Genomic DNA, 14959 nt, shown 5'->3' on the forward strand with positions numbered 1-14959 from the left:
ATCTAAACTCCCCGATAAGAAAGATTTTATGAGCCAATGCTATCCCATTTCGGCCTAATCGCAAGCCAGGGGAACGCATACATGAAATCGAAAATATCAGCTTTGATCGCACTCGCCGCCACGATGATCGCCGCCTCCGCGGTTTCGTCGCATGCCGAAGATCTGAACTTCAAGCTCACCAACGGGACGAACTCCGTCCTGACACGTTTCTACAGCTCGCCGACCGGCGTCGGCGAATGGGAAGAAGACGTCTTCGGTGACGACGTTCTCAATCCGGGCGAAAGCATCGATATCACCATCGCCGATGGCCGCACCGTCTGCAAATACGACATGCGCTTCGAATTCGAAGAAGGCTCAAACCTCGCAACCACGGAAGATACGCAAGATCTTTGCGCGATGGGCAGCTACACCATCCACGAATAGGCGTCCTTCTGAAAGCCCGCCTTCGCCTCGCCCGCGAAGACGGGCTTTCATCTCCCGTAATATCGACGCTTGTCACTCTGCCCGGCTCCGCGTATCAGCGAATGAAGACCTGCGGATAATCCGCCAATTCAAAGTGATAGAGTGTCCCTAGCGCGTCCTGTTGGATCCGCAGCGCTCTAAGCCGGGAGGACAAGGTGAGCAGACGGTTTCTATCGATCGGTGAATGCATGGTGGAACTCTCGCAGGCAGGTGACGGCCTGCTGCGCAAGGGCTTTGCCGGCGATACCTTCAACACCGCCTGGTATGCCCGCGCCTGCCTTGCCGCCGACTGGTCGGTCGATTATTTCACCGCCCTCGGTGACGACGCCATGTCGGATGAGATGCTGGCCTTCATCGACACATCAGGCATCGGCACCAGCCTCATCCGCCGCATCAGGGGCAGGACGCCCGGCCTCTATATGATCAATCTGAAGAACGGCGAACGTTCCTTCAGCTACTGGCGCGACAGCTCGGCTGCCCGCAGCCTGGCGGCTGATCCGGACCGCCTGCGCGAGGCGGTGGAGAGCGCTGCCGTCATCTATTTCTCCGGCATCACCCTTGCCATCCTGCCACATGAGGATGCCGAGACTTTGCTTGCCGAAGTCCGTCGCGCCAAGGCCGCCGGCAAGCTCGTCGTCTTCGATCCGAACATCCGGCCGCGCCTCTGGTCGAGCTACGACGTGATGCACACGACGATCAGCGAAGGCGCCCGCTCCTCCGTGCTCGTAATGCCGAGCTTCGACGACGAGGCGGCCCATTTCGGCGATGATTCCATTGAGGCGACGATCCACCGCTATCGCGCACTGGGCGCCGTCGATATCGTCGTCAAGAACGGCGCTGACGGTGTCACGCTGAATTTTGCCGGCGAGCAAACCTTCGTTCCGGCTGAAAAGGTGAAGAAGGTGGTCGACACGACCAGCGCCGGCGACAGCTTCAACGGCGCCTTTCTCGCACGATACCTCGAAGCAGGCGATGCGCCTGCCGCCGCCCGCTTCGCAGCAAAGGTCGCTGCCCGCGTCGTCAGCGAACATGGTGCATTGGTCGTAAGGGAAAAGCTCGGATTGGATGGCGGCTAGCCGCGCATGCTGACGCAGTACGAACGCCATGCACAGGCGCTTCCCGCCTCGTCGGCATCGTTTGCTCCGCTGATCCCTCAAATCGATTTCGATTTCAGGGTTATACGAAAGAAAAAATCAGGACTTCGTCGGCCGATCGGACTCGCGTACTGCCTCGTCATGGTACCAGCAGCTGTCGAGCGCAGCATCGCAGACGTCTGCTGCCTCGCGCTCCATCAGCCTGGCGCGTTCGAACCGGTTGGCGTTTCGTATCGCCTTCACGGGAAACTGGTAGATCGTTGCGGATTCACGATGGAAACCGGTGGGCATGAGATCGCCTCCATTCAGTTCGGCGCATCAACATTTCAGGACCATCTACATAGCACAATGCACATAGTTTATGCAAATTGCATAAAATAAGGGCAATGTTACAATTGTAATCGGTCGGCATGCTGTCTCGGCTAAAAGCTTCCGATAATTTGTTTAACACTTCATCATTTCAGCCTAACGCCGCAATTTTCATCCAGTTCCAGATGGGAAAAGTGCGTTTTGATGGGCGATACCGCCTGTGGCCGTTAAAAACAGCCCGATTTTCCAAAAGAGAAAAAATCGGCCAGCACGCTGATTCGCGATTTTTCTTTTGCGTGGCGCCAAAACTGGCACGCTACGTGCTTTTAAAGCGTCATCCCTGGCGGTCGGATGCGCTTGCGCGCCGAGATCACCTCCGGATTTGCTCACCTTCGTAGCATTGAGAGAGTCACGATGACAAAATATAAGCTCGAGTATATTTGGCTCGATGGGTACACTCCGGTACCGAACCTGCGTGGCAAGACGCAGATCAAGGAATTCGACGCATTCCCGACGCTGGAACAGCTTCCGCTCTGGGGCTTTGACGGCTCCTCGACACAGCAGGCTGAAGGCCGCAGCTCCGATTGCGTGCTGAAGCCGGTCGCCATCTATCCCGACCCGGCCCGTACCAACGGCGCTCTCGTCATGTGCGAAGTCATGATGCCGGATGGCGTCACGCCGCATGCATCGAATGCCCGCGCCACCATCCTCGACGACGAAGACGCCTGGTTCGGCTTCGAGCAGGAATATTTCTTCTACCAGAACGGCCGCCCGCTCGGCTTCCCGGAGCAGGGCTACCCCGCTCCGCAGGGTCCGTACTACACCGGCGTCGGCTATTCGAACGTCGGCGACGTTGCCCGCGAAATCGTCGAAGAACATCTCGACCTCTGCCTCGCTGCCGGCATCAATCACGAAGGCATCAATGCCGAAGTGGCCAAGGGCCAGTGGGAATTCCAGATTTTCGGCAAGGGCTCCAAGAAAGCCGCCGACCAGATCTGGATGGCACGCTACCTCTTGCAGCGCCTGACCGAAAAATACGGCATCGACATCGAGTATCACTGCAAGCCGCTCGGCGACACCGACTGGAACGGCTCGGGCATGCATTGCAACTTCTCGACCAAGTACATGCGCGAAGTCGGCGGCAAGGCCTATTTTGAAGCGCTGATGGCGCAGTTCGAAAAGAACCTGATGGACCACATCAACGTCTACGGTCCTGACAACGACAAGCGCCTGACCGGCAAGCATGAAACGGCTCCGTGGAACAAGTTCTCCTACGGCGTTGCCGACCGTGGTGCTTCGATCCGCGTTCCGCACTCCTTCGTCAAGAACGACTACAAGGGCTATCTGGAAGATCGCCGCCCGAACTCACAGGGCTGCCCCTACCAGATCGCTTCGCAGGTTCTGAAGACGATCTCGGAAGTTCCGACTGCAAGCTCGGCTTCCGCTGCCGCTTAACCTCCCAAACGGCGCCGGTCCAGGACCGGCGCCGTCATTCTTTATGCATGAAAACCGCCGCCCGCCGCCGACATAATCGAGGCGATCGGGCCAGCGAAAGCCCTGCAATCCTTGCAATATGGGCTGTAATATTTCCATCATGGTCATGCCTCAAAATAAGCAAGCGGGAATCGCCGTTCCGGAACCCCGCTGAGGGGTTGAGCGTTGCCAGATCACTGCGACGCGGATGGAAATCGTGACATGCTGCAACGTCCGGCAAACACTTATAGCGGCGAGAGCTGGGCCAATGCCGCAGCCGCCGGAAACCTGCCCGAAAGGCTGGTGATCGTTACCGATGCCTGGCACCCGCAGGTCAACGGCGTCGTGCGCTCGATCGAGAACACCAATCGCGAACTGGCGAAGATGGGCGTCGAGGTTTCGATGGTGACGCCGGAGCGCTTCAACAGCATCCCCTGCCCGACCTATCCCGAGATCCGCCTATCGATCGCCAATTACCGCCGCATCGCCCGCGAGATCGAAAAGCACAATCCCTCCTACGTGCATATTGCCACCGAAGGTCCGCTGGGGCTGACCGCCCGCCGCTGGTGCCTGAAGAACCGCATGCCGTTTTCGACGAGCTACCACACCCGCTTTCCGGAATACGTCTCCGCGCGCCTGCCCATACCGAAGAGCTGGCTCTATTCCTTTGTCCGCTGGTTCCACAATGGCGGAGCCGGCTGCATGGTGGCGACACCGAGCCTTGCCCGCGAACTGTCGGATAAGGGCATCCGCAACCTCATGCCCTGGAGCCGCGGCATCGACGCCACCCAGTTCCGTCCGATGGCGCTCGAGGAAAACCCGTTCGGCCTGCCGCGTCCGATCTTCATGACCGTCGGCCGTGTGGCGCTGGAAAAGAACCTGCCGGCCTTCCTCGATCTCGACCTGCCGGGTTCCAAGGTCGTCGTCGGTGACGGTCCGGCCCGCGCCGAGCTCGAAAAGCAATATCCCGACGTCTTCTTCGCCGGCGTGCAGTTCGGCGAGGATCTGGCGAAAGCCTATGCCCAGGCCGACGTCTTCGTCTTTCCCTCGCTCACCGACACCTTCGGCAACACCATTCTCGAAGCGCTGGCATCGGGCGTGCCGGTCGCAGCCTACCCGGTCACCGGCCCGCTCGACATCATCGGCGAGGACAGTGACGTCGGGGCGCTCGACGCCAACCTGCAAGCCGCCTGCCTTGCCGCCCTCTCCGCCTCGCGCAGCAAGGCGCGTGAACTCGCTATGCAATATTCCTGGGAAGCGGCGACACTGCAGTTCATCAACAATATCCGCGCCGCCAACGGCGTCATCACGCCGAAATGGAAGAAGGCCTGGCAGTTTGCCAAATCGCTTCCAAGAAGCAGAAAGCCCGGCGAAACCGCCGGGCCCCTCCCGTCCGCAGACTGATTGGTTTTACTTGTGAAGCGCGCTGCGAAGCGTGTCGTTCGCGACCGCAATCGCGCTGCGTGCGGCAGGCGTTTCGGCAATGGCGTTTAGCAGCACGAAGTCGTGGATCGTGCCGTTATAGCGCATCGACGTGACCTTCACACCGGCCTGGCTGAGCTTGCGGGCATAGGCCTCACCCTCGTCGCGCAGCACGTCATTTTCGTCAACGATGACGAGCGCCGGCGGCAGGCCGTTCAACTGCTCCAGCGATGCCTGCAGTGGCGAAGCCGTCGGCTCCTTGCGCTTGGCTTCGTCGGGCAGATAGGCGTTCCAGAACCACTTCATCGCCTCCTTGGTCAGCCACGGGCCATCGGCGAACTGGTTGTAGGAACCATTGTCGAAATTGGCGTCGGTGACGGGGTAGAACAGCACCTGCTGATCGATGGCAGGGCCGCCGCGTTCCTTGGCAAGCAGCGTCACCACCGCCGCCATGTTGCCGCCGACGCTATCGCCTGCGACCGCGAGCCTGGAGGCGTCGACCTTGAACTCCTTGGCGTGCTCGGCGACATATTTGGTCGCAGCATAAGCCTGCTCGATGGCAACGGGATAGCGGGCTTCCGGCGAGCACTCGTAGTCGACGAAGACGACAGCGGCACCGGCGCCGTTGGCGATCTCGCGCACCAACCGGTCATGCGTATCCGCATCGCCCAGCACCCAGCCGCCGCCATGAAAATAGAGAATGACCGGCAGTGTGCCCTCGGCATGTTCCGGGCGGACGATGCGCAGCTTGATGCTGCCTGTCGGACCAGCCTTGATGACCCGGTCCTCTTCCTTAGCAGCAAGCTTCTTCACATCGCCCTTCTGCGCGCCGGCCAGGACATTGCGGGCATCGGCCGGCGACAGCGTGTAGATCGGCTTGCCGCCGGCAAGCCCGTCGATGAATTTCTGCGTTGTCGGCTCGAGTACCGGATCGGCAAGCGCGCCAACGGCGGAGGCTGCGAGCAGTGCTGCTGCGGAAACTACGGTCTTGATGGTCGACATTGTCTTGTCCTCTCGGTTTCGGTGTTCGTTGTGAACACTGACTTTATATCGCGCACGATTGTTTATCGCACAATTTATATTTCTGCATAGCTATCATGCATAAAAAGCGGCTACGATTATTTATCGCACGATGTAAATTTGTTTGATTTTGGAGATTTCCCATGCAGGATCAGTTGAAGCTCGACAATTTCATCTGCTTTGCCGTCTATACGGCAAGCCACGCACTGAACCGCGTCTACAAGCCGCTACTCGACACGCTCGGCCTCACCTATCCGCAATATCTGACGATGGTTTCGCTCTGGGAACAGGACGGCCAGACCGTCGGCGGCTTGGGTGAAAAGCTCTTCCTGGAATCGAGCACGCTGACCCCGCTGCTCAAACGCCTTGAAACCGCAGGTTATGTCAGACGCGAACGCAGCAAGGACGACGAACGCGTCGTGATGCTTCGATTGACGGACGAAGGCAAGCGCCTCAAGGAAAAGGCGATCGGCATCCCCGGCTGCATCGCCGCTGCCAGCGGTCGCGATACAGTCGACCTCACTCGCCTCCAGGCCGAGATCGTGGCGCTGCGTGAAGCGCTGAACAAAAGCGTGGCTGAGATTGCCGGATAGCTATCACAGTGCCTGTGACCCCCCCTTCTGCCCTGCCGGGCAAGGCAGAGGGGATGGCTCCACGACGCGTGCGCAATGCCCCACCAATCAGTGCAAGCTCCCCGCCTACGTCCGCCTCTTCTTGCCTTCGAACGGATTGTCAGGCGAGCGGAAATGGATGCGGATCGGCACGCTCGGCATGTCGAAATCGGCGCGCAACCCGTTGATCAGATAGCGTGTATAGGATTCCGGTAGCGCATCCGAGCGGGTACAGGAGATCATGAAGGCCGGCGGGCGGGCCTTGACCTGCGTCATATATTTCAGCTTGATGCGGCGGCCGGAAACGGCCGGAGGCGGATGCTGAATCTGCTGCGTCTCCAGCCAGCGGTTGAGCCGCGCCGTCGAGATGCGTTTGTTCCAGACCCTGTCCGTGTCGATGATCGACTGCATCAGCTTGTCCAGTCCCCAGCCGGTCTGGCCAGAGATCGGCACGGCGCGGATGCCGCGCGCCTGCGGCAGCAGGCGATCGGTCTTTTCGCGCAGATCCGCAAGCACCGCCTGCCGGTCTTCGATCATGTCCCACTTGTTGAAGGCGAGCACGGCGGCACGGCCCTCGCGCAGCACGAGGTCGACGATCTGCAGGTCCTGCTTTTCGAAGGGGATCGTCGCATCGAAGACGATGACGACGGTTTCGGCGAAGCGGATTGCGCGCAGCGCATCGGCAACCGAAAGCTTCTCCAGCTTCTCGATAACCCGCGCCTTGCGGCGCATGCCTGCCGTATCGAACATCTTGATGGTGCGACCGCGCCAGTCCCATTCGACCGAGATGGAGTCGCGGGTGATGCCTGCCTCCGGCCCGGTCAAAAGCCGGTCCTCGCCGAGGAAACGGTTGATCAGCGTCGATTTTCCTGCATTCGGCCGGCCGACGATCGCCACCCTGAGCGGCTTCGTCTCGTCATAGGCCGGCTCTTCGTCCGCGTCGCTGTCCTCGCCTTCCGTCTGTGGAATGTCGACATCTGTGACGGCGACATCCTCCTTGGCGGGATAGGCCCGGTCCTCGCCGATTGCCGCAACGATCGCATCGCGCAAGTCGAGCATGCCCTGCCCATGTTCGGCCGAAATCGGCGTCGGCTCACCGAGCCCGAGCGTGTAGGCGTCATAAAAGCCGCTGTCGGAGCCCCGCGCTTCGGATTTGTTGGCGACAAGCACCACCGGCTTGCCGCGCCGGCGCAACATTTCGGCAAGGTCGGTATCGACGGGCGTCAATCCGCTCTTGGCGTCGACGACGAAAAGCGAAAGATCCGCCTCGTCGATCGCCGCTTCCGTCTGCGCCCGCATCCGGCCCTGCAGGCTCTCCGCGTCGGCCTCTTCCAGACCAGCCGTATCGATGATCGTGAAGGTCAGGCCCATCAGCCGCGCATCGCCCGGCCGGCGGTCGCGGGTAACACCCGGCGTGTCGTCGACAAGCGCCAGCTTCTTACCTACCAGCCGGTTGAAAAGTGTCGACTTGCCGACATTCGGACGACCGACGATGGCGACCGTGAAACTCATATCTTGTCCTTAACGCGATCAGCCCTGAGCGGCGGGCGCCTTGCCGGATGCGGTAATCAGATCAAGCATCATATGGGCGCGATTGGCAACATTGCGTGGGCTGTCGGTATCATCGACGATCGACTGGAACCACTGCCGCGCCTGCGCCATGTTGCCGGCTTTGTAAGCGGCAAGGCCGAGTGCCTCGCGCGCCGAATGACGGAAGGCGTTACCAGGAACAGCCATTTCCTCGATCGCGGCCGAAACCTGTTCGTAAGCGCCGTTCTCGATGAGCAGCCAGCCGGCACGCATCTTGGCGGCATCGCGCACGGCGGCCGGAACGGCATTGTCCTTGCCGATCTCGTTGAAGGCGGCGATTGCCGCGGCGGTATCGCCCTTCTGCACCTGGACGGTCGCGGCCCGCATCCGCGCCAGCACCGGATAGGCGCCATGGCCTTCCTTCTCGAGCTTGTCGAGCGCGGCCAGCGCCTCGTCGTTCTTGTTCTCGTCGGCAAGCTTCATCGCCGCCAGAAACTGGTCGCCGGTGCCGGAGGAACGGTTGTCGTCCCAATACTCGTAGAGAACCTTGCCGGCTGTGCCGACGACGATCAGAATGGCGACGACGATGATATAGCGGCCGAACCGGCGCCAGACACCCTTCATCTGGTCGGATCGCAATTCCTCATTGACTTCACGGATGAAGCTGTCGTCGTTGAATGCCATTCTCGTCTCCGGCCGCGGAAATACCCATACACAATGCAAAACGCATATTATCGGGCCTTCTACCCCATTTTGCAGCCGTTGTAAGGGGGATGTGAAAGATTAGAGCGCCGCGCGTCCAACAGGACGCGCTAAGGACGCTCTAACACTTTGAATCCGCGCATAATCCTTCCCGAAAATCGGAATCGAATTTCGGGGTTATGCGCCGGTCACATGACGAGCGGCGAAACCCCGATCAACCATTCGTGCAGCTTCCAGATGATCAGCGCCCAAACGACGATGCCGATGACGACGGCATAGAGGTCGTATTTGGCCGAGACGAACGGCCGGAGCGTGATCTCGCCCGCCCGCTGCCGCCGTTTCAAGGAAATGCGCAGGATGACGCCCCAGCCGAGAAAGGCGGCAAACAGCAGGACCGACGACGTCTCGCCATTTGCGAGCAGGTGCGCCAGCGCCCAGATCTTCACCGACAGCACCATCGGATGTTTGGTCTTGGTTGCAATATGCCCCGCCGGCAGCAGCGAGGCGACGAGACAGATCATCGCGATCAGCATCAGCGTGATTGTTATATGCGCCATCCAGACCGGCGGATTGTAAAGCATGCCGGTCACATCACGCGCCTGCCCGAAGCCGTAGATCAAAAGAACCAGCGTGGCGATGCTGGCGATCGAATAGGCCGCCCGCCAGCCCTTCTCGCCGAGGCTTGCAATCATCGAGCGGCGAAAGTCCGGCGACACCACCCGCACCAGATGCACCCCGAGGAAAAGTATGATGCCGACGATAAGCAATGTCATTGCGGATCCCTTCCGTACCGTTTGTCACATCTGACCAGGAAAGGCTCTAACGGCTGGCGTGAAAAAATGCCAGCGCGACCGCAGCTTCGCCGCAATTCTGTCGGAGGGAAACCGCGAACAAATTGTCGCGGTGTCCATGTCCCGTCTTCTCCTCTCCACCTGTCTGGCTGCCTCGTTCCTGCTCCCGGCAATCGCCGAGGCGGCCGACCGGCCGAAACAGCTCGTCATCATTTCCTTCGACGGCGCCCACGACAACGCGCTCTGGCTGAAGAGCCGCGAGATGGCGGCGAAAAACGGCGCCCACTTCACCTATTTTCTCTCCTGCACCTTCCTGATGAATGAGGCGGCGAAGAAGGCCTATCAGGCGCCGCACCAGAAACGCGGAAAATCCAATGTCGGCTTCGCGCAGAGCGACGACGAGATCCGCGAGCGCCTCGGCAATATCTGGCACGCCCACCTCGAAGGACACGACATATCGAGCCATGCCTGTGGCCATTTCGACGGCCGCCTCTGGAGCGAGGCCGACTGGTCGGCCGAATACGCAACCTTTCATGCGACGTTGAAAAACGCCTGGAAGAGCGTCGGCCTGCAGGAGCCGACCGGTTGGCAGGATCTGGTCGATCACGCCATCAAGGGCTTTCGCGCCCCCTATCTCTCGGCAACCGCGGGCGCTGACATGATCGCCGCCGAAAAGAAGGCGGGCTTCACTTATGATGCGAGCCTGGTCACCAAAGGGCCTGCCATGCCTGTCGAGGAAGACGGCATCATCCGCTTCGGCCTGCCGCTGATCCCCGAAGGCCCGAACGAGAAGCCGATCATCGGCATGGACTACAATCTCTTCGTCCGCCATTCCAAGGGTGAGGAGGATACGGCCGATTCCGCGGAATTCGAGGATCGCGCCTATGCCGCTTTCAAGGAAGCTTTCGACAAACAGTATGCCGGCGCCCGCGTCCCGCTACAGCTCGGCTTCCACTTCGTCGAAATGAACGGCGGCGCCTATTGGCGGGCGCTCGACCGCCTGGTCAGCGACGTCTGCCACCGCGCCGACGTCGCCTGCGTCAGCTATTCGGAGGCGATCCCGATGATCGAGGCCCGCGGCAGATTGCAGACGTCAGGTCTTTGATGGCGGCTATGGCGCTGTCGAGCCTTCAGGGTGTCTCTAAGTTCCCTTGAACGAGACGACGTGCCTGGCCGCCCCCCTCATCTGCCTACCGGCATCTTCTCCCCGCGGGGGAGAAGAGATTCGTTGCGACGCTGCGATTGCCCCTCCTACCCAGCGAGGAGGAGGCGCCCCAAACGCCAATCTTCCGATGCTCGCAAAGATTCCCTGCCCATCAGCCGTCGGCGTGCACGACCCCCGTCTCACGCTCCAGGTAGCGCTGGTCGATTTCAGGCAGCGGTTCGTCGTCGATCGCAGCCTCGAAGGCCTTGAGGCGTTTATGGATCGAGAGCAGTTCAATGATCGTTGTCCAGGAGTTGACGAGATACTGAAACGAGTTGCTGACCTGTCCGAAGGCGGTCGAGATCTGCTGGAAGATACCGTAAGTGATGGTGCCCGCCACGATCGTCGGCACCAGCATGAAGACCACGAAGAGCGCGTCGGCCTGGATGTAGAAATAACGGGCGACATTGAAATACATGTAGTGGAAATACATGCGATAATAGTTCCGGCGAACGTTGCCGAAGAGCTCCCTGACGGTCAGCGGCTCAGCCCGTTCCGCATGGTCTTCACCATAGACGAGCTCCTTGCGATACGCCGCTTCGACGCGCTGGTTGCGGAAATTCAGCCCCGGCAGCTTGACGCCGGCGACCGCCAACAGAAGCGTGCCGAAAGCCGACCAGAACAGCGCCAGCCAAAAGAGCGAATTCGCCACTGGCCCGATGAACGGCAGCTCGGTCACGTAATGCGACAGGGCCAGAAGGATCGGAAGGAATACCACGAGCGTCATCACCGAGTTGATGAGGCTGATACCAAGACCTTCGAGCGTGCTCGAAAAGCGCATCGTATCTTCCTGAACGCGCTGGGAGGCGCCTTCGATGTGACGAAGCTTTTCCCACTTCGACATGTAGAAATTGTTCATCGCCGTTCGCCAGCGGAAGATGTAATGGCTGGTGAAGAAGTCGGTCATGATCGATACGAACATGCTGAGGAATGCGATCTGGCAGAAGACCCACATCAGGCTGTAGAAATTATCGACGGAAATGCCTGGCTGCTTCGACAATGCGTTCTGCAGAAGGTCACCAAACGGCCGGCGCCAGTTATTGATCACAACGCTAATCTGGACGCCAAAGTAGGTCACGAAGATGATCAGTGCCGAACCCCAGATCGACCAAATCTTCCAGGGGTGGTTCAGCGCCTTCAGATGCCATGCACCGCAGAAGACCACCGCCGACAGAAAGAAATAGCCGTAGAACCAGACATTTTCGGGCAGCAGGAAGAACGAAAGGTCAATCGGCTGCTGCTCTTCGGCAACCGGCGCATAACCGAGCGATACACCGAGGCTCGCGGCGAAGAGATACCAGCCGGCAATGGAAATCAGGGTCCAAATGACGAGCGAACTAAAGAACGCCTTTGGCTGCGGAAAAAAGGAATGAAACACGGGAGGCTTTGCTTTCCTGAACTGTGAGTCTCGGGAGTGTCGTCGAACACTGATTGTGCCGGAAACTAAGGCAGTTCGAAGGAAGCAGCAATGGGTTCGGCCGATTGTTACGGAGATGTAACCGGTTAAGAGATTTTCTTGATCACGGGCATCACCAGCGCCGCGCAGGCGACGAGCGCGATCGCGGCGATCACCGTCGGGACGGTAAAACTGCCGCTGCGCTGGGCGATCCAGCCGGCAACAACAGGTCCGACGATCTGGCCGAGGCCGAAGGCGGCCGTCATCATCGCCAGGATCCGCCGCGGACTGTCAGGCGAAAGCTTGCGGCCGATCTGCAGCCCATAAGCAGTGATTGCCAGGAACGTCGCCCCGAACAGCGCCCCGCCGATCAGCGGTGCGACGGAAGGCGGCAGCGCTACGGTCGCAAGCACACCGGCGGCCTCGATCAGAAGCGCTGCGACATAGACCCCGCCAAGCCCGAGCGGCTTGACCAGCGGCTTCCAGGCAAACAGCGCCACCGCCGCCGTCAGGCCGGCGATGAACCAGCAGAGGAATTCGACGAAGGGTCCGGTTGCAGAAAGGCGCGCGATGGTAACGAGGAAGGTCGCGGTGATGACGTAACCGAAGCCGAACAGGCCGTAGGACAGCGTCAGAAGCACCATTGGCCGGTTCCAGGTGAGCGCCGGCTCCTTGCCCACCTGCGCCGATTGCGCCGGCGCCGACGGCAATAGCAGGAAGACGACGACAAGGCTTGCTGCGCAATAGAGCGCCCCGCCGATCCAATCGGCCCGCCAGCCGCCCGGTTGATCGTGAAAGCCGAGGCCGATCAGCAGCACCATGACCGAAGACAGCGCGATACCCGCACCCGGCCCGCCGAAATGCGCTGCTTGCACATGATCGTTGCCAGCGGCAGCCCCGTGGCTGAGCACGATCGACGAGGTGAAGACCATCGCAAAGGCGCTGGCGACGCCGGCCAAGAAACGAATGATGGCAAAGACGGCGACGGAATCGGTGGCGGCCATGGCGGCAAGCAGGATCGCGGTTGCCAGCAGCGACAACAGCGCCACCGGCCGCTCCCGCCCCGCCGCCCAGCCATAGGCTGCAAGCACGGCGCCGACGAGATAGCCGACGAAATTGGCCGACGCGATGAAGCCTGCATCCGCTGCCGAAAGCGGCACGCCGCTGATCATCCCGGGCAGGATCGGCGTGTAGGAGAAGCGCCCGAAGCCCATGGCGGCGGCCATGGCAACGGCGCCGGCAGCGGCAGTGGAAACAAGGTTCGGTGGGGAGTGACGGATGCGCTCGAGCATGCCGCGTTTATCACGCCGCAGTACCGGCATCACAATCAAGTAATTCTGATCGATCGATCAATTTCCCGAAACATCAAAAATTCTCAGTCGCACTTGAAAGCTATTATCGTACGATATATGTTTTACGACATAGCTGGAGATACATCCCACGATGAAAGGAAGAATCATGAGAGGTTTTAAAGGCGGCATGTTCGGCGGAGATTTCCGCATGGGCCGCAAATTCGCGGCCGGCGATCTACAACTGGTCATCCTGGCGCTGCTCGCTGAGCAGCCGCGCCACGGCTACGAATTGATAAAGATATTGGAAGAGCGCTCGGGCGGCTTCTACGTGCCGAGTCCGGGCGTCATCTATCCCGCCCTCACTTATCTCGAGGAAACCAGTCTTGCCGAGGTGGAGGCTGAGGGCGCCAAGAAGCTCTATCGCATCACCGAGGCCGGCCGCCGCCGCGTCGAGGAAAACCGTGCCATGATCCTGCATACGTTCGCCAAGTTGGAGCGCATCGGCGAGAAGATGGCCCACGTGAAGCGTGTCTTCGAAACAGACCGTCACGGCGCCGACGACAGTGATGACGGCGACTTCATGCAGGACGGCGGCGATATCCGCGCCGCCCGTATGCTGCTGCGCTCGGCGATGCGCATGCGCTATCCCTGGTCGAAACCCGAAGCTGCCCGCATCGCCGGCATCCTCGAACGCGCCGCCACCGAAATCCTGCAAGGCGGCAGGCCGGAAACGCGGAGCTGAGACGAAGACTGTACGGCGGGATTTGAGACAGAGTCAGCTCCCGCCGCCTTTCTTCATTGTTCAGTACCGGTCTTACGCCCGCTCATCCGGCAAGGTCAGAACCACCGGCCCGTTGCGCGTTGCGACCACCGTATGCTCATATTGCACGGTCGGCGCCTTCGGATCGGCATAGAGCGTCCAGGCATCGTCGCCGCCTTCGGCCCATGTTGCGCCGAGCGAGAGAAAAGGTTCGACGGTGAAGACGAGACCTTCCGTCATCATCCGTTTTTCCGAAGGGTCCGGCCAGGTCGAGAGCTCGGCCGGCTCCTCGTGCAGCGAGCGGCCGACGCCGTGGCTCGCCAGATTGGCGACCAGCGTATAGCGGTTCTTCTGCGCAAAGGCGCCGACGGCGGTGCCGATCTTTGCCAGTGGCTCGCCCGATTTGACCTGGTTGAGCCCGACCCAGAGTGCCCGTTTGCCGTCGCGGCAGAGCCGCTCGATCTTTGGCTTGATCGGCGGCACCGCGAAGGAAGCGCCAGTATCGGCAAAGAAGCCATCCTTTTCCGCCGAGACGTCGATATTGATGAGATCGCCGGCGCGGATGACGCGCGGGCCGGGAATTCCGTGGGCGATTTCCTCGTTGATACTGATGCAGGTGGCACCGGGAAACTGGTAGCAGAACTCTGGCGCCGAGCGCGCGCCCGAATCCTCGAGCACCTTGCGGCCGATCTGGTCGAGCTCCAGCGTCGTCATGCCGGGCTCCATCGCCGCTGCCATCACTTGGATGGCGTTGGCGCAGATCCGGCCGATCTCCTTGAGCTTTACCAGTTCGTCGTCGTTTGCGATAACCATTCGTCTGTTCCGGCCCTGCGCAGGACGGCCGCGGCCGCCTCAGAGCATGATGCCGAAACGTGTGAGCGGTTTTCGGACAA

At 60.5% G+C, this 14959-nt stretch carries 15 protein-coding genes; 7 read left to right on the forward strand and 8 right to left on the reverse strand.

Going from position 1 to position 14959, the window contains the following annotated elements:
* Positions 1 to 81: 81 nt before the first annotated feature.
* Complete coding sequence (locus tag U5G49_RS16060) at positions 82 to 423, forward strand: hypothetical protein (protein WP_130652858.1); 342 nt, start codon at positions 82 to 84, stop codon at positions 421 to 423.
* A gap of 194 nt (positions 424 to 617) precedes the next feature.
* Complete coding sequence (locus tag U5G49_RS16065; protein WP_113542379.1) at positions 618 to 1538, forward strand: sugar kinase; 921 nt, start codon at positions 618 to 620, stop codon at positions 1536 to 1538.
* A 117-nt stretch (positions 1539 to 1655) separates the two neighbouring features.
* Here U5G49_RS16065 and gstI read toward each other — a convergent pair whose 3' ends face one another.
* Positions 1656 to 1847, reverse strand: coding sequence for a glutamine synthetase translation inhibitor GstI (gstI, locus tag U5G49_RS16070; protein ID WP_018243111.1), 192 nt, complete (start codon positions 1845 to 1847; stop codon positions 1656 to 1658).
* 432 nt (positions 1848 to 2279) lie between these two features.
* Between gstI and U5G49_RS16075 the strand changes: the two genes are divergently transcribed.
* The gene (locus U5G49_RS16075) at positions 2280 to 3320 is read left to right on the forward strand and encodes a glutamine synthetase beta-grasp domain-containing protein (RefSeq protein ID WP_047611346.1); all 1041 of its coding nucleotides are present in this window, start codon (positions 2280 to 2282) and stop codon (positions 3318 to 3320) included.
* Between the two features lie 240 nt (positions 3321 to 3560).
* Entirely contained in the window at positions 3561 to 4742 is a 1182-nt protein-coding gene (locus tag U5G49_RS16080; RefSeq protein ID WP_193443415.1) for a glycosyltransferase family 4 protein, read from the forward strand.
* Positions 4743 to 4748: 6 nt separating this feature from the next.
* Here the strand turns inward: U5G49_RS16080 and U5G49_RS16085 are convergent, their stop codons facing one another.
* Positions 4749 to 5762, reverse strand: a complete 1014-nt coding sequence (locus tag U5G49_RS16085) for an alpha/beta hydrolase (RefSeq protein WP_193443413.1) — start codon at positions 5760 to 5762, stop codon at positions 4749 to 4751.
* A 161-nt stretch (positions 5763 to 5923) separates the two neighbouring features.
* On the opposite strand from U5G49_RS16085, the gene U5G49_RS16090 reads away from it, so the two are divergent.
* Complete coding sequence (locus U5G49_RS16090; RefSeq protein WP_193443411.1) at positions 5924 to 6373, forward strand: MarR family winged helix-turn-helix transcriptional regulator; 450 nt, start codon at positions 5924 to 5926, stop codon at positions 6371 to 6373.
* A 105-nt stretch (positions 6374 to 6478) separates the two neighbouring features.
* Here the strand turns inward: U5G49_RS16090 and der are convergent, their stop codons facing one another.
* The 3 genes from der to U5G49_RS16105 all read right to left on the reverse strand — a co-directional run bounded on the left by der (position 6479) and on the right by U5G49_RS16105 (position 9396).
* Positions 6479 to 7903 (reverse strand): ribosome biogenesis GTPase Der, encoded by a 1425-nt coding sequence (gene der / locus U5G49_RS16095; protein ID WP_018243116.1) that lies wholly within the window; start codon positions 7901 to 7903, stop codon positions 6479 to 6481.
* 18 nt (positions 7904 to 7921) lie between these two features.
* A complete protein-coding gene (locus U5G49_RS16100; RefSeq protein WP_028732950.1) occupies positions 7922 to 8605 on the reverse strand; it encodes a tetratricopeptide repeat protein in 684 nt (227 codons plus the stop codon).
* Positions 8606 to 8811: 206 nt separating this feature from the next.
* The gene (locus U5G49_RS16105) at positions 8812 to 9396 is read right to left on the reverse strand and encodes an NnrU family protein (RefSeq protein WP_193443409.1); all 585 of its coding nucleotides are present in this window, start codon (positions 9394 to 9396) and stop codon (positions 8812 to 8814) included.
* Positions 9397 to 9532: 136 nt separating this feature from the next.
* Between U5G49_RS16105 and U5G49_RS16110 the strand changes: the two genes are divergently transcribed.
* Positions 9533 to 10519 (forward strand): polysaccharide deacetylase family protein, encoded by a 987-nt coding sequence (locus U5G49_RS16110; RefSeq protein WP_026230718.1) that lies wholly within the window; start codon positions 9533 to 9535, stop codon positions 10517 to 10519.
* Positions 10520 to 10730: 211 nt separating this feature from the next.
* Here the strand turns inward: U5G49_RS16110 and sbmA are convergent, their stop codons facing one another.
* Together sbmA and U5G49_RS16120 are read right to left on the reverse strand one after the other, a co-directional pair.
* Entirely contained in the window at positions 10731 to 11996 is a 1266-nt protein-coding gene (sbmA, locus tag U5G49_RS16115) for a peptide antibiotic transporter SbmA (RefSeq protein ID WP_193443406.1), read from the reverse strand.
* A gap of 125 nt (positions 11997 to 12121) precedes the next feature.
* Positions 12122 to 13306 (reverse strand): YbfB/YjiJ family MFS transporter, encoded by a 1185-nt coding sequence (locus U5G49_RS16120; RefSeq protein ID WP_193443404.1) that lies wholly within the window; start codon positions 13304 to 13306, stop codon positions 12122 to 12124.
* 166 nt (positions 13307 to 13472) lie between these two features.
* Here U5G49_RS16120 and U5G49_RS16125 point away from each other — a divergent pair, with 166 nt between their 5' ends.
* A complete protein-coding gene (locus U5G49_RS16125; protein ID WP_018243122.1) occupies positions 13473 to 14048 on the forward strand; it encodes a PadR family transcriptional regulator in 576 nt (191 codons plus the stop codon).
* Positions 14049 to 14120: 72 nt separating this feature from the next.
* Here U5G49_RS16125 and map read toward each other — a convergent pair whose 3' ends face one another.
* Positions 14121 to 14879 (reverse strand): type I methionyl aminopeptidase, encoded by a 759-nt coding sequence (gene map / locus U5G49_RS16130; protein WP_018243123.1) that lies wholly within the window; start codon positions 14877 to 14879, stop codon positions 14121 to 14123.
* Between the last annotated feature and the right edge of the window lie 80 nt (positions 14880 to 14959).

The organism is Rhizobium indigoferae (assembly GCF_034554815.1).
Lineage (GTDB): Bacteria > Pseudomonadota > Alphaproteobacteria > Rhizobiales > Rhizobiaceae > Rhizobium > Rhizobium leguminosarum.

What these genes read in the sequence shown, in the direction of transcription:
- U5G49_RS16060 (WP_130652858.1), top strand. Translation starts at nt 82, where the DNA reads ATGAAATCGAAAATATCAGCTTTGATCGCACTCGCCGCCACGATGATC.
- gstI (WP_018243111.1), bottom strand. Translation starts at nt 1,847, where the DNA reads ATGCCCACCGGTTTCCATCGTGAATCCGCAACGATCTACCAGTTTCCC.
- U5G49_RS16075 (WP_047611346.1), top strand. Translation starts at nt 2,280, where the DNA reads ATGACAAAATATAAGCTCGAGTATATTTGGCTCGATGGGTACACTCCG.
- U5G49_RS16080 (WP_193443415.1), top strand. Translation starts at nt 3,561, where the DNA reads ATGCTGCAACGTCCGGCAAACACTTATAGCGGCGAGAGCTGGGCCAAT.
- U5G49_RS16085 (WP_193443413.1), bottom strand. Translation starts at nt 5,762, where the DNA reads ATGTCGACCATCAAGACCGTAGTTTCCGCAGCAGCACTGCTCGCAGCC.
- U5G49_RS16090 (WP_193443411.1), top strand. Translation starts at nt 5,924, where the DNA reads ATGCAGGATCAGTTGAAGCTCGACAATTTCATCTGCTTTGCCGTCTAT.
- der (WP_018243116.1), bottom strand. Translation starts at nt 7,903, where the DNA reads ATGAGTTTCACGGTCGCCATCGTCGGTCGTCCGAATGTCGGCAAGTCG.
- U5G49_RS16100 (WP_028732950.1), bottom strand. Translation starts at nt 8,605, where the DNA reads ATGGCATTCAACGACGACAGCTTCATCCGTGAAGTCAATGAGGAATTG.
- U5G49_RS16105 (WP_193443409.1), bottom strand. Translation starts at nt 9,396, where the DNA reads ATGACATTGCTTATCGTCGGCATCATACTTTTCCTCGGGGTGCATCTG.
- U5G49_RS16110 (WP_026230718.1), top strand. Translation starts at nt 9,533, where the DNA reads ATGTCCCGTCTTCTCCTCTCCACCTGTCTGGCTGCCTCGTTCCTGCTC.
- U5G49_RS16120 (WP_193443404.1), bottom strand. Translation starts at nt 13,306, where the DNA reads ATGCTCGAGCGCATCCGTCACTCCCCACCGAACCTTGTTTCCACTGCC.
- U5G49_RS16125 (WP_018243122.1), top strand. Translation starts at nt 13,473, where the DNA reads ATGAGAGGTTTTAAAGGCGGCATGTTCGGCGGAGATTTCCGCATGGGC.
- map (WP_018243123.1), bottom strand. Translation starts at nt 14,879, where the DNA reads ATGGTTATCGCAAACGACGACGAACTGGTAAAGCTCAAGGAGATCGGC.